The 16,110-nt window shown below is 62.1% G+C and carries 22 protein-coding genes; all 22 read left to right on the top strand.

The window, feature by feature from the left end; translation table 11 throughout:
* Nucleotides 1-3: 3 nt before the first annotated feature.
* Nucleotides 4-672 carry a hypothetical protein gene (locus HKK54_RS03795; protein WP_169386188.1) on the top strand — a complete coding sequence of 223 codons (669 nt, stop codon included), beginning with the start codon at nt 4-6 and terminating at the stop codon, nt 670-672.
* Nucleotides 673-765: 93 nt separating this feature from the next.
* Complete coding sequence (locus tag HKK54_RS03790; RefSeq protein ID WP_169386187.1) at nt 766-939, top strand: hypothetical protein; 174 nt, start codon at nt 766-768, stop codon at nt 937-939.
* A 2-nt stretch (nt 940-941) separates the two neighbouring features.
* Nucleotides 942-2,108 carry a tail protein gene (locus HKK54_RS03785; RefSeq protein ID WP_010170109.1) on the top strand — a complete coding sequence of 389 codons (1,167 nt, stop codon included), beginning with the start codon at nt 942-944 and terminating at the stop codon, nt 2,106-2,108.
* Complete coding sequence (locus HKK54_RS03780; protein ID WP_169386186.1) at nt 2,108-2,614, top strand: phage major tail tube protein; 507 nt, start codon at nt 2,108-2,110, stop codon at nt 2,612-2,614. The genes HKK54_RS03785 and HKK54_RS03780 overlap by 1 nt, the downstream gene beginning before the upstream one ends.
* 166 nt (nt 2,615-2,780) lie before the next feature.
* Complete coding sequence (locus tag HKK54_RS03775; protein WP_169386185.1) at nt 2,781-3,362, top strand: phage tail assembly protein; 582 nt, start codon at nt 2,781-2,783, stop codon at nt 3,360-3,362.
* Nucleotides 3,363-3,490: 128 nt separating this feature from the next.
* Nucleotides 3,491-4,915, top strand: a complete 1,425-nt coding sequence (locus tag HKK54_RS03770) for a tail tape measure protein (protein ID WP_169386184.1) — start codon at nt 3,491-3,493, stop codon at nt 4,913-4,915.
* Nucleotides 4,915-5,298, top strand: coding sequence for a phage tail protein (locus HKK54_RS03765; RefSeq protein WP_169386183.1), 384 nt, complete (start codon nt 4,915-4,917; stop codon nt 5,296-5,298). The genes HKK54_RS03770 and HKK54_RS03765 overlap by 1 nt, the downstream gene beginning before the upstream one ends.
* Complete coding sequence (locus HKK54_RS03760; RefSeq protein WP_169386182.1) at nt 5,291-5,503, top strand: tail protein X; 213 nt, start codon at nt 5,291-5,293, stop codon at nt 5,501-5,503. The genes HKK54_RS03765 and HKK54_RS03760 overlap by 8 nt, the downstream gene beginning before the upstream one ends.
* Nucleotides 5,504-5,512: 9 nt before the next feature.
* A complete protein-coding gene (locus HKK54_RS03755; RefSeq protein WP_169386181.1) occupies nt 5,513-6,523 on the top strand; it encodes a contractile injection system protein, VgrG/Pvc8 family in 1,011 nt (336 codons plus the stop codon).
* Nucleotides 6,524-6,580: 57 nt separating this feature from the next.
* The gene (locus HKK54_RS03750; protein WP_169386180.1) at nt 6,581-7,165 is read left to right on the top strand and encodes a phage tail terminator protein; all 585 of its coding nucleotides are present in this window, start codon (nt 6,581-6,583) and stop codon (nt 7,163-7,165) included.
* Nucleotides 7,162-7,344: a DUF2635 domain-containing protein gene (locus tag HKK54_RS03745; RefSeq protein ID WP_010170093.1), complete on the top strand. Its 183-nt coding sequence runs from the start codon at nt 7,162-7,164 to the stop codon at nt 7,342-7,344. Before HKK54_RS03750 ends, HKK54_RS03745 begins: the two co-directional genes overlap by 4 nt.
* Nucleotides 7,344-8,840 carry a phage tail sheath subtilisin-like domain-containing protein gene (locus tag HKK54_RS03740; RefSeq protein WP_169386179.1) on the top strand — a complete coding sequence of 499 codons (1,497 nt, stop codon included), beginning with the start codon at nt 7,344-7,346 and terminating at the stop codon, nt 8,838-8,840. Before HKK54_RS03745 ends, HKK54_RS03740 begins: the two co-directional genes overlap by 1 nt.
* 64 nt (nt 8,841-8,904) lie before the next feature.
* Entirely contained in the window at nt 8,905-9,252 is a 348-nt protein-coding gene (locus tag HKK54_RS03735; RefSeq protein WP_010170089.1) for a phage tail tube protein, read from the top strand.
* Nucleotides 9,249-9,545, top strand: coding sequence for a phage tail assembly protein (locus tag HKK54_RS03730; protein WP_010170087.1), 297 nt, complete (start codon nt 9,249-9,251; stop codon nt 9,543-9,545). Before HKK54_RS03735 ends, HKK54_RS03730 begins: the two co-directional genes overlap by 4 nt.
* A gap of 5 nt (nt 9,546-9,550) precedes the next feature.
* Nucleotides 9,551-9,676 (top strand): hypothetical protein, encoded by a 126-nt coding sequence (locus HKK54_RS33785; RefSeq protein ID WP_010170085.1) that lies wholly within the window; start codon nt 9,551-9,553, stop codon nt 9,674-9,676.
* Nucleotides 9,676-11,292, top strand: coding sequence for a hypothetical protein (locus HKK54_RS03725; protein ID WP_169386178.1), 1,617 nt, complete (start codon nt 9,676-9,678; stop codon nt 11,290-11,292). Before HKK54_RS33785 ends, HKK54_RS03725 begins: the two co-directional genes overlap by 1 nt.
* Nucleotides 11,279-12,517: a DNA circularization protein gene (locus tag HKK54_RS03720; RefSeq protein ID WP_169386177.1), complete on the top strand. Its 1,239-nt coding sequence runs from the start codon at nt 11,279-11,281 to the stop codon at nt 12,515-12,517. The genes HKK54_RS03725 and HKK54_RS03720 overlap by 14 nt, the downstream gene beginning before the upstream one ends.
* A gap of 3 nt (nt 12,518-12,520) precedes the next feature.
* Nucleotides 12,521-13,558, top strand: coding sequence for a phage baseplate assembly protein (locus HKK54_RS03715; RefSeq protein WP_169386176.1), 1,038 nt, complete (start codon nt 12,521-12,523; stop codon nt 13,556-13,558).
* Between the two features lie 16 nt (nt 13,559-13,574).
* The gene (locus HKK54_RS03710) at nt 13,575-14,084 is read left to right on the top strand and encodes a phage baseplate assembly protein V (RefSeq protein ID WP_169386175.1); all 510 of its coding nucleotides are present in this window, start codon (nt 13,575-13,577) and stop codon (nt 14,082-14,084) included.
* Nucleotides 14,084-14,482 (top strand): phage GP46 family protein, encoded by a 399-nt coding sequence (locus HKK54_RS03705; protein ID WP_010170074.1) that lies wholly within the window; start codon nt 14,084-14,086, stop codon nt 14,480-14,482. Before HKK54_RS03710 ends, HKK54_RS03705 begins: the two co-directional genes overlap by 1 nt.
* Nucleotides 14,472-15,512, top strand: coding sequence for a baseplate J/gp47 family protein (locus HKK54_RS03700; protein WP_169386174.1), 1,041 nt, complete (start codon nt 14,472-14,474; stop codon nt 15,510-15,512). Before HKK54_RS03705 ends, HKK54_RS03700 begins: the two co-directional genes overlap by 11 nt.
* Nucleotides 15,500-16,099 carry a YmfQ family protein gene (locus HKK54_RS03695; protein ID WP_169386173.1) on the top strand — a complete coding sequence of 200 codons (600 nt, stop codon included), beginning with the start codon at nt 15,500-15,502 and terminating at the stop codon, nt 16,097-16,099. Before HKK54_RS03700 ends, HKK54_RS03695 begins: the two co-directional genes overlap by 13 nt.
* The last annotated feature ends 11 nt before the right edge of the window (nt 16,100-16,110 follow it).

Below are 16,110 nucleotides of genomic sequence, written 5' to 3'. Positions count from 1 at the left end.
TAAGTGAAACTATTCTATAGCTCAAAGCAAAACACGTTTTTCAATGAGGAGTTCCACGGAACCCGAACCATTCAAGTAGTAGACCCTGAATGGAAACGGCCAAGTGTGAAGGTGCCTGATCCTAATTGGACCCCCCCGGATATTCAGGTGCCGAATCCGGCGTGGGTTGGGGGTGATAAATCGGTGCCTGAAACAATATCGATTCCCGACTTTGATGCCGTAGCACCAATGATCGATTCGCCGGACTTGGAGGCAGTACAGCCGATGATTGCTGTCCCTAATCCGGCATGCTTGCTTCCACCTACGGCTGAACTTGTTGAGGTCAGCCAGGACGAACACGACGCGATATTTCGGGCGGTCTCAACAGGCAAGTCGACCTTTACGGGCGGCGAAGGTGGCCGACCTATGATCGTTGCAGCACCTGGGCCGACTCTGGAAGAGTTGAAATCCAGCGAGCGAGCCTTCCGCGACAAAATACTGTTGCTAACTGATCCGCTGATCGCACGCCATCGTGACGAGCTTGAGGCCGAACGCCCTACAACCCTCACTGCCGCGCAGTACAAGCAGTTGCAGGGCTACCGGCAAGACCTGCGCGACTGGCCTGAGTCGCAGTATTTCCCTGCAGTCGAGCACAGGCCCGAGTCGCCGCCCTGGCTATCTGAGCAACTCTAATAACGCCCCTCACTGACAAGGCGTTTTGCCCTGTCACTTCCTGAAAGCCCAAGAAAACCGCGCAGCGGTTTTTTTATGCCCGGAGATCCACCTATGGCCAACCGCCAAACCTACACCGTCCTCATCCCGTTCCCCACCGGCGCCGGCCATTGGTCCACCGCAGGCGAGGAACTCGACCTGCTGGACGTCGAAGCATCTGCCCTGCGCACCGCTGGCCGCCTGGAACTCACCAGCGTCCTCAACTCCACCCCGAAGAAGGCTGACTAACCATGGCTGAGGTTTTGAACTTCGAGCACAACGGCATCACTGTGAATGCCACCGAATCCCCCGAGGCCATGGGTGGCCTTGGTGATAACGTGATCGGCCTGGTGGGCACCGCGCCCAACGCCCATGCGTCGATCCCGAAAAACGCCCCGTTCCGCATCAACAGCTTCACCACCCAGGCGCTGCTGGACCCGACTGGCGCTGAAACCGGCACGCTGTTCCATGCCGTGTACCAGATCCTCAAAGTGGTCAAGGTGCCGGTCTACGTGGTGATCGTCGACGAGGGCACCACCCCGGCCGATACCCTCAATAACGTAATCGGCGGTGAAGAGCCGGTTACCGGCCGCAAACTGGGCCTCGCGGCCCTGGCCAGCGTCCCCGAAGACCTGACCATCATCGGTGCTCCAGGCTTCACCGGCACCAAGGCCGTGGCCGGCGAATTCGCCTCCTTCGGCAAGCGCATCAAGGCCCGTGTGGTGCTGGATGGCAAGGACGCAACCGTCGCCGACCAGGTGACCTACAGCGGCGAACTGGGCGGTGCCGACCTCGGTTTCGACCGTTGCCTGCTGGTGCACAACATGCCGTCGGTGTATTCCAAGGCCGCGAAGAAAAACGTGTTCCTGGCGCCGTCGTCCCTGGCCATCGCGGCACTGGCCAAGGTCAAGCAGTGGGAAAGCCCGGGCAATCAGGTGACGTTCGCCGAGGACGTTTCCCGCGTCGTCGAGTACAACATCCTCGACACCTCCACCGAAGGCGACCTGCTTAACCGCTACGGCGTGAGCTACTACGCCCGCACCATCCTCGGCGGTTTCTCGCTGCTGGGTAACCGTTCCATTACCGGCAAGTTCATCAGCTACGTGGGCCTGGAAGATGCGATCAGCCGCAAGCTGGTCAAGGCCGGTCAGAAAGCCATGGCCAAGAACCTGACCAAGTCGTTCATGGACCAGGAGGTGAAACGCATCAACGACTGGCTGCAAACCCTGGTGGCCGACGAAACCATCCCCGGCGGCAGCGTGTACCTGCACCCGGAATTGAATAGTGTCGAGAAGTACAAGAACGGCACCTGGTTCATCGTCATCGACTACGGCCGCTACGCGCCGAACGAACACATGATTTATCAACTCAACGCCCGCGATGAAATCATCGAGCAGTTCCTGGAGGACGTTCTCTAATGTTTACCAACCGTGTAAGACAGGCCATTGCGGCCACCCTCCAAGGCTTGCCGCTGTCGGCTACCGTCAATTCCTTCACCCCGCCGAAGATTGACTTCGATATGGAGCCCATGACCGGCGGGCGCTTCATCGCCGAGGAAATGGCCAAGAGCGCCAAAGTGCTCAACGCCACACTGGAGCTGCAAGGCGCGGGTCCGGAAGTCATGCTTGCCCTGGGCGTGCGCCTGGGCGACGACATTTTGCTCAACGTGCGCGAAGCCGGTCAGGACCAGGACGGCAAGACTTACTTCACCTACCACACCATCGGCGGCAAGCTGAAGACTCTGACCGAGGCACCGGTGAAGATGGGCGATAAACCCACCATCACCCTGGAGTTCTCCTGCCGCACCTACAACCGCCTGGAAAACGGCATCCCGGTAATCGACATCGACGTACGCACCCAGAAGTTCGTGCTCAACGGCGTCGACATCCTCGGCGATGCCCGCCGCGCGGTGCTGATGCCGTAAGGGCCTTGCGATTTCTGTAGGAGCTGGCTTGCTTGCGATGCAGGCGACTCGGTGTATCAGTTGCACCGAGGCGATGCCATCGCGGGCAAGCCCGGCTCCCACAGTGATCGCGTTCGCCCCGAGAGGTGCGGTGCTTTTTAACAACGTTTGACCAAGGAATTGACTCATGGCCTGGATGCCTCCGCTGCACATCCTGCTGTCCCCGATCACCGCCGACACCGGCGCGACAATCGAGCAGGTCCAACTCAAACCGCTGTACTACGCCGCGCAAAAAGACGCGTTGGCCCGGGCCGGTGACGATGAGGACGACCAGTTTTTCGAACTGGCGAAACTCGCCACCGGCCTGTCGGAAAAAGAGCTCGACCAGCTCAAGCGTCCGGACTACGTGACCATCGCCCAATACGTGCATGACATGTCGACCCGCCCGGCCTCGTTCTTCCTGGACGAAGCCCGCGAGCCAGGCGACTCCAGCATCACCGAACAGGTAAAACTGCTGCTGCCGCTCAACGCCGCCGGCCGAACCTTGACGACCGTAACTCTGGAAATGCCTGCCCTGCGCGCCACCAAAGTGATGAAAAAACTCACCACGGCCAAAGAGCGCGCCGAGTTCATCACCGCCCATTGCTCCGGCCTGATGATCCCCGACCTGGCGGACCTCACCGTGCCCGACTGGACCGAACTGCAGGAGCGCATCGACGATTTTTTAAATCAACCGGCGGCCTTCTTTCGGAGCGCGACATCGAAGTAATCCTCGACGTCGTGCCGCTGGTTTACTCGGTAAACGAAGCGGAAATCCTGGACTGGGAAGTCGGAAAAGCATTACGCCGCTACGACATCGCGATCACTCGCCTTGGCGTCAAACAGGAGTAGAGCGGGATGCACATTAACTATGCGCTGGCGTTTGCCGGGCAGACGTATGACCGGGGGCTTTCGGGGGACCTGTCACCGGCGGCCGAGGATTTGACCGGGTCTTCTTCCCTTGATGCGGTGCCCGCCGCGCTGACGGACCTTAGCCTGGCACTGGCCAGCGCCAGCCTGGAAATCAACGGCTTGGCCCTGGAGCAGGTACGGCTGCGCGAGACCCTGGAAACCCTCAACAGCACGTTGTTCATTAACGGGGATTCGCTGGCGAGCAAGACGGCTGATGCCGCCGTTGGCGCGCCGAAGAGCGAGCAGAAGGACCCGGCAACGGCCTCTGATTCCTGGGTGGACAAGGGCCTCAAGGCAGGGGCAGAACTCGGGAAGGATTTGGGTTCGAGCCTGTGGGATACGGTCAAGACCCGAGTGGCCGGCAATGTGGTCGATGTGACGCTTGGCAAGATTCCGGGAGTCGGGAAACTGTTCAAGGACGGGGGGCTCGATAAAGACAAGGACAAGGGCGGCGACAAGCAATGTTGCCCTGGCGCCGCCGGCCTACTTGAAACGGCGGCTGCACAGCTACCCGAAAGCGTTGGAGAGACGGTCCGGAAGAAAGACAAAGCTCGCACCCTGGGGAATATGAAGAAGCGACGCGTCAAGCTTCCCAAACCAGGACAAACGGTCCCACGTGGACCGACGGCAGCCGTCGATGGCAAGTTGGCGGATATCAAGCCACAACGCCTTCCTCCCTTGGCAAATGCCACGCCCCAGCTCAATGCAATGGGCCAGCCGCTTGCTCCGTTCTCGGCCAAACAGGCGGCTCAGGCGTCGACCAGTCTGCCTGGCAATTCGTTTGCCTCCTACGCGGCGCCGCCGGCAAACCGGCGTATGGCGCGCGGTGCAGGCAAAGGCCTGGCCGCGAGTTTGTCGGGAGCGTTTGCCAAGCTGGAATCGGCAGGCACCCGCCGCCTCGGCCCGTTGAAGTACGTCGACACCGCGATGGATGTGGTTCAGGGCGTACGCAATGGCGACGCAAAAGCTGTTGCTTCCGGCCTCAGCACCGCGGGCGGTGCCTGGGCAGGAGCCTCCGCCGGAGCCGCGATCGGGACTCTGATTTTTCCCGGTGTCGGTACTGCTGTCGGCGGGGCAATCGGTGGTTTGCTGGGCAGTGAGGCGGGCACTTGGCTCGGCGACAAATTGTTCGGGCCAAGTGATCGTCTGCCAGCGCCGAATGCGGTGAGCAAGGAACTCAACAGTGCCCGCACCGACAATGTCCAGGTCACGATTGCACCGAGTATCCAGATCACCGGCGTCAACCCCGCCGACGCTCAACAAGTCGTCAACCAGGTGATTCAGGCCCTGCAATTCCAATGCATGCCGATGGTCACCGACACGCTGGGTATCCGGCGCAACGCAGCACTGGCCGACCCAGGAGGTGATTGATGCGACAACAAATGGTACTCGGCGATTTCATCTTTGGTCTGTCCCGGGGCTTTACTTATTCCTCGCTGGTGCGTAACAGCGACGGTGGCTGGGGTGACCTGACGATTATGGCCAGCAAGCCCCAGTCGCGACAAAACGGTCAAAAACTGGAAAAGCTCACGTTCAGCGGCACGGCCATGTACGCCGTCGGCATGCAGCGCCTCGACGAACTGCGCGCGCTGCAAAATGCGCGGGTGCCGTTGCCCTTGGTCGATGGTATCGGGCGCAACTGGGGCCTGTGGCGGATCAATACCGTCGTGGAAACCCAGGGCAACGTGATCGATGACGGCACCGCCATGGTTATGACCTGGACCCTTGAGATGGAGGAGTTCATCAATGCGTAGAGCCCGAAGTATTGCCGGTGACTCGGTCAACCTGCTGCTCTATCGCGAGCTTGGACGATGCGATGACGCAGCTGAAGAAACCCTTTGGCGCCAGAACCCCAGCCTCGCAGAGTACGGCCCGGTGTTGCCCGCCGGTGTGTGGGTAAGCGTGCCGGAACTGGAGTCGCGGCCAACGGCCGTGCGTCCCGTTTCAGCTTGGGATTAAGGAGGCCGCATGGCCCAGGGATTTACCCCGATCGTGGAGTTTTATGGCGCCAACGCGGCGCTACTCAATCAACGCCTGATGCACTGGAGCCACACCGACGCCGGGGGCATTGAGTCCGACCGACTTGAACTGACCCTCAATATCGAGGGCCTTGAAGGCCTGCCGAGTCTCAGTGGAAAAATCGGCTTGCGAGTCGGGTACCAGGAATCGGGGCTGGTGGAAAAAGGCGAGTTCGTCGTCACCCAGCGAACCCCGGTGCTGTTCCCCATGCGCCTGATGATCGTCGCCACGGCGGCGCCCTTCAGCGTGGTCGACAAAACAGGCTACCGCCAGCGTCGGTCTGCCAGTTATGGGCCGACGACCCTGGGGGCGTTGTTTCGCCAACTGGTGGGCCGTCACGGCTATTCACCGCGTGTTGCGCCGTCTTTGGAAGGGATTGTGATTTCCCATATCGACCAGTCCAACGAAAGCGACATGGCCTTTATCACTCGCCTCGCCAAGCGCTACTGCGCCGTCAGCAAGCCGATCAATGAGCTGTATGTGCTGGCCGAAAGTGGCCAGGTCAAGACGCTCTCCGGTCAACAGCTGCCTGACGTAAAACTCTCGGTGACGCAGGACAACCGCCCCGGTGATCAGTCCTTTATCACCGCCAGGCTCGATGAGAAATCCCGGGCGAAATACGAGGGTAGCCGCGTCACCTGGTGGGATGCGGCGGCGGGCAAACAGCGCGTGGTCCGGGTCGGGAATGCCCCGTTTAAGACGCTGCGCCAGCGCTGCCAGAACGAAGTGGAAGCGCGCGCCGTGGCCGAAGGCGAGCTGCGCCGCGTCGGGCGTGAAAATTTGCAGTTGCTGATCGATTGCCCCGGCAATCCGCTGCTGTCCGCCGAAGGGTTATTGCTGCTGGATGAAACCTGGCCTTCGTATATGCAGGGGCGCTGGTCGATTACCAAGGTGACCCACGTTGGCGATCCGGCGACGGGGTATCGAAGTTCGATTGTTGCTGGCGGGTTGTCTGTCTAGCCGCGCCCCCCTCAACCAAACCCGCCCCGAGCGGGTTTTTTATTGCCCGGTGAACCCATGAAGATCACCCCGTTACTGACTCACCTGCGGGATCACTGCCAAGGCTTCAACCAACAGATCCATGCCGGCCTTGATCTCGATGCCCTGCAAACCCTGCCAGGTGCACCCGCTGCGGTCGTCACGCCGATCACTGACGAGGCCACCTTGAACAGTTCGCAAAACACCAGCCGGCAAACCCTGCGCGAGCATTTCGGCGTGGTGCTGGTACTCGATCTGGCAGACGGCCAACAAGCCATGGCGATGGACCAACTCCACGCCCTGCGCGCCGAAGTCTGGCGTGCCCTGGTGGGCTTCAGGCCCGAGCGTTTCTACGAACCCATCCAGTACGAAGGCGGCGACTGGCAGCTGTTGACGAAAACCCGCGGGCTCTACCGGCTGCGTTTTTTCGCCGAGTTCCAACTGGGACGCAACCTCAGCACGCAGCCAGCCGAAACCTGGCCCGAGCTTGAGCTGGACGCTCTGCCGTCCTTCACCGGGGTGACGGTGCGGGTCGATGCCATCGACCCGGCCGACCCCAATCTGCAACGCCCAGGCCCCGACGGGCGCCTGGAAATGACCTTTTCTGCCGAGGTAAAACCATGAGCAAACGCATCACCGTACTGCCGGTTTCCGGCCGTGCCGTACCTGACCCGGAGGCGGGCGATCTGTTGCCGGCCGAAGGTCGCGAAGTCCCGGACAACGCCTGGTGGCGTCGACGTCTGGCCGATGGCGACATCACCACCAAAGCCGTCAAGGCGGCAAAACCACAGGGAGCCAAATAATGGCGATTGGATTCAGTCATATTCCGGCGGACATTCGTGTGCCGCTGTTCTACGCCGAGATGGACAATTCGGCGGCCAATAGCGCGTCTTCGGCCTTGCGCCGGCTGATCGTGGCTCAGGTCAACGACAACGTCACCAGCCCGGAAATCGGCAGCCTGGTGCTGGTGTCGAGCGCGGCGATGGCCAAGCGTATCGGCGGCCAGGGTTCGATGCTGGCGTCGATGTACGAGACGTTCCGCAAGAGTGACCCGGTGGGCGAGATCTGGTGCCTGCCGCTGCACAGCACCGAAGGCAGTGCGGCCAAGGCCGATCTCAAGCTGAGCGGTGCCGCCACCCAGGGTGGTGTTCTCAGCCTGTACGTCGGCGGCACCCGGGTTCAAGCGACCGTGATCAATGGCGCCACGGCGGCCGTTGCCGCCACCGCCCTGGCGCTGAAAATCAACGCCAGCGCCGACCTGCCGGTCAGTGCGGTAGCCGCCGAAGGCACCGTCACCCTGACCGCCAAATGGACCGGTGAGAGTGGTAACGACATCAGCCTGCAGCTCAACCGTTTGGGCCAGAGCAACGGCGAGCAAATTCCCGACGGCCTGACCGCCGTCCTCGGCAAAATGGCGGCGGGCGCCGGTGTACCGGACCAACTCGCAGCGCTGGCGGCACTGGGCGACGAGCCGTTTGAATTCATCTGCATGCCCTGGGCCGACACCACCAGCCTCAACGCCTGGCAATCGGTGATGGATGACAACAGCGGTCGCTGGTCCTGGGCCAAGCAACTGTTCGGCCACGTCTACACGGCCAAGCGCGGCACCATCGGTACTCTGGTGGCCGCCGGGCAAGGGCGTAACGACCAGCACGTGACCATCCAGGCCATGGAGCCGGGTGTGCCGCAACCGTTCTGGGTTCAGGCAGCGGCATTGGCCGCGCGCACTGCGGTGTTTATCTCCGCCGACGCCAGCCGTCCGACCCAAAGCGGCAGCCTGCCTGGCCTCGACCCGGCCGACGCCAGTGAGCGCTTCACCCTGACCGAGCGCCAATCGCTGCTCAACTACGGCATCGCCACGGCTTACTACGAAGGCGGCTACGTGCGCATTCAGCGGGCGATCACCACCTACCAGAAGAACGCCTTCGGCCAGGCGGACAACTCCTACCTGGACAGCGAAACCCTGCACCAGTCGGCCTTTATCGTGCGCCGCCTGCAAAGCGTGATCACCAGTAAGTACGGGCGCCACAAACTCGCGGCTGACGGCACGCGCTTTGGCGCCGGCCAGCCGATCGTGACCCCGAGCACTATTCGCGGTGAGCTGATCGCCCAGTACGCCAAGCTGGAACTGGAAGGCCATGTGGAGAACGCCGAACTGTTCGCCGAGCACCTGATTGTCGAGCGTGACAGCCAGGACCCAAGCCGGGTCAACGTGCTGTTCCCGCCCGATTACGTCAATGGGCTGCGGGTGTTTGCGCTGCTCAACCAGTTCCGTTTGCAGTACGACGCGGCGGTGTAACCCCCGCGCTTTTCGCAACTGATTCCAGCCCGCCGCGTGCGGGCTTATTTTTGGGAGAAACATCATGGGTCAACTGATTGCGGGCACCTGCTACGTCAAAGTGGACGGCGCTCAACTGACCATCAACGGCGGCTGCGAAGCACCGTTGATGGCCGTCAAACGGGAAACTGTGGTGCCGGGTTTCTATAAGGAAACCGACATCACCCCGTCCTTCAAAGTCACCGCACTGCACACGCCGGACTTTCCGCTCAAGCAGCTGATCGCGGGCACCGACATGACCGTTACCTGCGAATTCAACAACGGCAAAGTCTACGTGCTGGCCGGTGCCTACCTGGTGGAAGAACCGGTGGCCAAGGGCGACGACGCCGTGATCGAGCTGAAATTCGAAGGCATCAAGGGGACCTGGCAATGAGCGATACGGTGAAGCTGCAAGTGGCCATCGAGGCCCACGGCGAGCCGCTGGCCGAACTCACCCTGCGCCGCCCGACGGTGCAGGAAGTGCGGGCGATCAAGGCGCTGCCGTACAAGATCGACAAGGGCGAAGACGTGAGTCTGGACCTCGACGTGGCCGCCAAGTACATCGCGGTGTGCGCGGGTATTCCGCCGTCGTCGGTCAACCAGCTCGACCTGGTGGACTTCAACGCGCTGAGCTGGGCCGTCGCCGGTTTTTTCATGAGTGCGGCGCAGGCTCCGTCGCCGAGCTGATTGCGGTGGCCTATGACCTGGCCTGGTTCTGGAAGGTTGACCCCGAACAGATGCTGGCCAGGCCTTTGGATACGCTCCGGGAATCCCTGGAGCATGCGCAACGGATCAATGCGATGCAGCAGGTGCAGTGATGGCAGAAGCTCAGAAAGTAGAAAGTACCGCCGTGCGCCTGACCGGCATCGACCAGCTGTCGCCCAAGCTTGCGGCGTTGCAAGCCACCGTCGGGCGCTTCCGGCAGAACCTGGAACAGACCGGCCTCGGCAAGCTGGATATCGCTGGTTTGGTGAAAGGCGGCGGGCTGGCGGCGCCGTTTGTCAGCGGTATCAAATCGGCATTGGCGTTCAAGGCTGAGGTCGGCGGGGTGAGTGCCGCCGTGGGGCAGGGCGTTACCGAAGCGGCGGCGCAGGGGATGAAGGATTTCAACGCGTCGCTGGACAAGGTCTCGGTGGCTTTTGGTACTGCGCTGTTGCCGGCGGTCACAGCGGTGGTGGTCGGGCTGGAGCCGTTGCTGGCGTCGGTGGCCCAAGTGCTCACTGAAAATCCGCAACTGGTGCAGGGCCTGGCTGCCGGCGCGGTGGCGTTTACCGCGATACAGGCGGCCGTCACCGGCGTGTCTCAGGCACTCGGCTTGATGCAACTGGTGCTCAGCGCCAATCCGATTGTGCTGGTTGCGGTCGGCATTGCGGTGGCCGCGGGATTGATCGTCGCCAACTGGAAGCCGATATCGGCGTTTTTTGTCGGGCTTGGCGAGCGCGTGATGTCGGCGATGGGAACCCTGGGCGAGTTTTTTCAGACGGTCTTTGCGTTTCGTCCGCTGGAACAACTGATGCGGCTGTGGGGGCCGATCAGCGGTTTTTTTGCGGGGCTGTGGACGTCGCTGAAGGTGGCAGCGCAGCCGGTGATCGGCTTTTTCAAGACGCTGTTTTCCTGGTCGCCGATCGGGTTGGTCGTCGACAACTGGACGCCGTTGAGCGGTTTTTTTGCCGCGCTTTGGGACTTGCTCAAGGCGCTCAGCGTGCCGGTGGTCGAGTTCATGAAGAGCCTGTTCAGTTGGTCACCCTTGGGGCAAATCATTGCCAACTGGGGCGTGATCAGCGAGGTGTTTGCGGCGATCTGGAGTGACTTCAAGCTCACCGCGCTGGCGGCCTTTACCGTCGTCAGCAGTTATTTCGACTGGTCACCCCTGGACAAGATTACTGCCGTCTGGGGCGCCGTCACCGGTGCATTCGCCTCGATCTGGAGCGATATCAAGTTGCAGGCCCAGGATGCCTTTGTGGTGTTGAGTGGCCTGTTCGACGACTGGCATCCGATGGAACAGCTCGAAGCCCTGTGGGCACCGGTACTGAGTTGGTTCACCGAGTTGTCGGAGAAGCTTGCGGTGATCACTGCGCCGATTCGCAAGCTGTTTGATGGCGGGCTGGGTGAAGCGATCAACCGGGCTACCGGCAGTGTGGTGGAGTTGACCACCGAGCAGCAGGCACGCAATGCCGAAAGCGCGCGCAATCCATCCTGGTTTCGCAAGGGGCCTGAGTTGATCTCGCCGCTGGCGTCCAGCTCCAGTTCGCTGCTGCAACAATCCGCCGCCAACAACCGCACGCAGCTTAATGGCGACTTGCGGGTGAGCTTCGACAATGCCCCGGCTGGCCTGCGGGTCGACCAACCCACAACCAACCAGCCCGGCCTGAGCGTCACCCCGCGTGTCGGCTACCGTTCCCTGTCCCTTGGAGGCTCCAATGAGCTGGCGTGATCGTTTGTTGCCGGCGTCGTTTCGTGGCGTCGGGTTTTGGGTCGACCAGGCGAAAGTCCCGGTCGGCAAGAAGGGCCAGTTGCACGAATACCCTCAGCGCGACCTGCCGTTCTTTGAAGGGCTCGGCCAGCAATCCAGGGTGCATGAGCTGACGGCGTTTGTGGTGGGCGAGGATTGCCTGGAGCAACGCGACAAGTTGCTCAAGGCCCTGGAGGAGGGCGCCGGCGAGCTGGTGCACCCTTGGCTGGGAAGGTTGCAGGTCAAGGTCGGCGAATGCGAAATGACCCAGACCCGTCAGGATGGCGGGTTGGTGACGTTTGCCCTGAAGTTTTATCCCGACGAGCCTTTGAAGTTTCCCACGGCAGCGGTCAATACCCGCCAGCTATTGCTGGTGTCGGCCGACAGTTTGCTGGGGTCGGCAGTACTGCGTTTTGAGCAGGCCGTCGCGCTGGTGAAGCAGGCGCGGGTGGGCATCCAGGCGTTGCGCAATGGCCTGGCAGAGGTTTACCAGGTGATTGAGCAGCAGTTTGCCCCACTGATTCAGTTGTATGGTGACCTGAATGCCTTGGTCAAAGCCATCAAGGAAGTGCCCAAGGAGTTGAGCGCCGAGTTCAAGGGCCTGCTCGGCGATGTGAAGGAGCTGAAGGCGTTTGCCCGCACGGGCTACCGCGGCATGTTGGCCAACCTCTCGCAGCAGGTGGAAGCGGCGCGCAACATCGATGTGCCGAAGCTGACCACCGGCAAGGACAGCGTCGCGGCAGTGCAGGCTACTGCCAACCTCGTACAGGATGCGTTGTGGGTGAAGATTGCCCATTGGCTGGCGGACGTACCGGTGGCGACCAAACCGGTGACCCTCAGCACCACGCCGTCCCTGGCGCAACAGGCGGCGCAGCCGGTGCAGCGTCGTGAAGTGCCGGTGGCTGACGATGTGCTGGTGCTGCGTGACCTTCTGAACGAGGCCATGTGGCAGTCCGCACTCAAGGCCGACGCCGGTCACTACGTGGCGCTGAACGACCTGCGCCAACAGATGTTCACTCACCTGACGGCAGTGGCCTCGTCCGGCGTTCGGCTGGTCAACCTGACGCCAATGCGCAGCATGCCGGCTTTGCTGTTGGCGTATCAGCGCTTTGGTGATGCGACGCGAGTGGGCGAGGTGGTGCAACGCAATCGGGTGGCCCATCCGGGCTTCCTGCCGCCTGCCGATCTGCAAGTGGTCAGGGAGTAATCCATGAACGAGTTGGACAATGCCGTCACGCTGACGGTTGACGGCCTGGACTATGGCGGCTGGAAAAGCGTCGAAATCAGCGCCGACCTGGAACGCCAGTTTCGCACCTTCACCCTCAACATCACCTGGCAATGGCCCGGGCAAACCCTGGCGGTGCCAATCAAACCGGGTGCCCGCTGCCAGGTACGGATCGGTTGCGACCTGGTGCTCACCGGCTTTGTGTTCAAGGTGCCGGTCAGCTATGACGGCAAACAGATCAGCCTGAGTATCGAGGGCGGTTCGCTGACCCAGGACCTGGTGGACTGCGCCGCGATCAACCAGCCCGGTCAGTGGCGCGGGCAAAGTGTGCTGAGCATCGTGCGTGCACTGACGGCGACCTATGGCGTCGAGGTGCTCAGCGAGATTGCCGAGACCACGCGTTTGCATACCCACAGCATCGTGCCCGGCGAGACGGTATTTCAATCCATCGACCGCTTGCTGACGTTGTATCGGGTGTTCTCCACCGACGACGCGGACGGACGCCTGGTGTTGGCGTTGCCCGGCAGTGCCGGGCGTGCCAATGACAGCCTGGAACTGGGCAAGAACATCCTTTCGGCGAATGCTCCGAGGGACTTTGGCTCGGTGTTTTCCGAGTACCGGGTCATCGGCCAGCACAAGGGCGATGATCAGAAAAGCGCGACGGCGGTGAGTGAGGTTTCAGGCATTTCCCGGGATGAAAAAGCCACGCGAAAACGCGTCACGGTGATCAGCGAACCGACGCAGTTGACGCCTGAGCTGGCTCAGCAACGCGCCGACTGGGAGCGTGCTACTCGCACTGGGAAGGCCCTGACCACCACCTACACCGTGCAAGGCTGGCGGCAGTCCAACGGCGATCTGTGGCGCCACAACCTGTTGGTGCGAGTGATCGATCCGGTGCTGGGTTTCGACCAGGACCTGCTGATCTCCAGGATTACTTATTCGCTTTCCGAGCAAGGTTCGATCACCACCCTGCAGGTGGCGCCCCCGTCCACCTTTGATGCCAATCTGTTGCCCTCTGCTTAACCTCCAAGGAATTTCCATGAGCCTACTGACTCGCCTGCTGGCGCGCGGCACTGTCGTGCTCGCCCACTCGGCCACCAAGCTGCAATCGCTGCAAATGCGCCTGACCGCAGGCGAAGTGAACGACGACATGGAGCACTTCGAACCCTACGGCTTTACCAGCAACCCGCTGGCCGGTGCAGAAGGCATCGCCACGTTCCTGGGTGGCGACCGTTCCCATGCCATCGTGTTGGTGGTGGCTGATCGTCGCTATCGGTTGCAGTCCCTGGCACCGGGTGAAGTGGCGATCTACACCGACGAAGGCGACAAGGTTCACTTCAAGCGCGGGCGGGTGATCGATATTGAAACCGGCACCCTGAACATCCGCGCCAGCAGCGCCGTGAACATCGATACGCCGACCCTGACCCAGAGCGGCAAGATCATCTCCCAGGGCGACCAGATTGCCGGCGGTATCAGCCAGATCCGGCACGTGCATGTGGGCGTGCAGCCCGGCAATGGCCAGACCGGCGCGCCGGCGGGAGGCCAGTGATGTTTGTCTCCGACAACCTGAAAAATGCCCTGACCCGTTCGGTGCTGATCAGCCTGTTCACCTGGCGCCGTGCCGCGCCGGACGATGCCGTTGACGATGACGAGCGCTTCGGCTGGTGGGGCGACAGTTTTCCCAGCGTGGCCGACGACCGTATCGGCTCAAGGCTGTGGCTGCTGCGCCGGGTCAAGCTGACCCGCCAGACGCAACTGGACGCCGAATTCTATGCCCGCGAAGCCCTGCAATGGCTGATCGACGATGGGCATTGCAGCGCCATCGAAGTCCTCAGTGAACGCCTCGACGCCCAGCGCCTCAACCTGCGCACGCAGCTGACCCTGGCCGACGGCGAGCGCCTGGACATCAACCCTGATAACAGTTGGCAGGTGATCTATGCCGTTTGAAACCCCTTCGCTGCCGGTGCTGATCAAACGCACCCAAAGCGACCTGGCCAGCGATTCGCTGCGCCAGTCCGATGCCCAGGTTCTGGCGCGTACCCTGAGTGGTGCGGCGTTCGGCCTGTACGGTTATCTCGATTGGATCGCTGAGCAGATCCTGCCGGATACCGCGGATGAATCCACCCTGGAGCGCATTGCCGCGTTGCGCTTGAACCAGGCGCGCAAGGCCGCGGTGGCGGCCACTGGCAGCGTGAGTTTTACCGCGGCGGCGGGCGCGGTGCTGGATGTGGACACGCTGCTGCAAGCCAGTGATGGCCGCAGCTTCAAAGTCACTGCTGCCGGTACAACCCACGCGGGCCTCAACACCACCACGGTACAGGCGATGGACGCCGGCGCGCTGGGTAATGCCGACGCCGGGCTGAGCCTGGTTGCGGTGCAGCCGCTGCAAGGTATCGGCTCGACCTTTACCGTGCTGGCGCCGGGGCTGACCGGCGGCGTGGGGCGGGAAACCCTGGAGTCGCTGCGGGCGCGGGTGATTCGTTCCTACCGGGTTATTCCCCAGGGCGGTTCGGCGCAGGATTACGAGACCTGGTCACTCGAAGTGCCCGGGATTACCCGCGCGTGGTGTCGCGGCAATTACCTCGGGCCGGGGACGGTGGGGGTGTTCGTGATGCGTGATGACGATCCGCAGCCGATCCCGAATGCAGCGCAGTTGGCGCAGGTGCAAGCCCATATCGAACCACTGCGGCCGGTGACGGCTGATGTGTATGTGTTGGCGCCCGTGATGAAGCCGGTGGCTTATCAGCTGCGGCTGACACCCGACACCAGCGGCGTGCGGGCGGCGGTTGAGGCTCAACTGCGGGACTTGCACAACCGCGAGGCGGGGCTGGGTGAGACCTTGCTGCTGACCCATATCGCCGAAGCCATCAGCACTGCGACCGGTGAGACCGATCACAACCTGACAAGCCCGCTGGCGGACGTTACGGCAGCGACGAATCAGTTGCTGGTGTTCGGAGGTATCACATGGCTGGAGTAAGGACCGCTGGCCAGTATCAAGAACAACTGATCGCCTTGTTGCCCAGCGGTCCGGCCTGGGATCTGGAGACGGTGCCGCAGTTGGAGACGGTGCTCAAAGGCATCGCCGAAGAACTCACGCGCATCGACGCCCGGGCCTGCGACCTGCAAAACGAGATGGACCCGGTGACGGTCAGCGAACTGGTGCCCGAGTGGGAAAGGGTGATGCAACTGCCCGACCCTTGCCTGGGCTTGAGCCCGCTGTACGACGACCGTCGCCTGGCGGTGCGTAGACGCCTGTTGGCGGTGGGCAGCCAGCGCGCCGCGTACTACATCGAAATCGCCCGCAGCCAGGGCTATCCGGACGCCAGTGTCACTGAACATCGCGCCCCGCGCATGGGCCGCTCGCGGTTTGGTGCCGCGCATTTCGGCACCTGGCAGGCGCACTTCATGTGGACCCTCAACACCGGCGGCCGCCAGCACCTGGGCCGGCGGTTCGGTGCGAGTTATTGGGGAGAGCGGTTTGGCGTCAACCCGGGGAATGCCCTGGAGTGCCTGATTCATCGCAGCGCACCTGCTCATACGCAGGTGCACATCAATTATGACTAGAGGATAGAAGC

Origin of the sequence: Pseudomonas sp. ADAK13 (assembly GCF_012935715.1) — a bacterium.
In the GTDB taxonomy this organism is placed as follows: domain Bacteria; phylum Pseudomonadota; class Gammaproteobacteria; order Pseudomonadales; family Pseudomonadaceae; genus Aquipseudomonas.
Note: the sequence above shows the minus strand (reverse complement) of the source record. Positions and strands in the feature narration are given on the sequence as shown.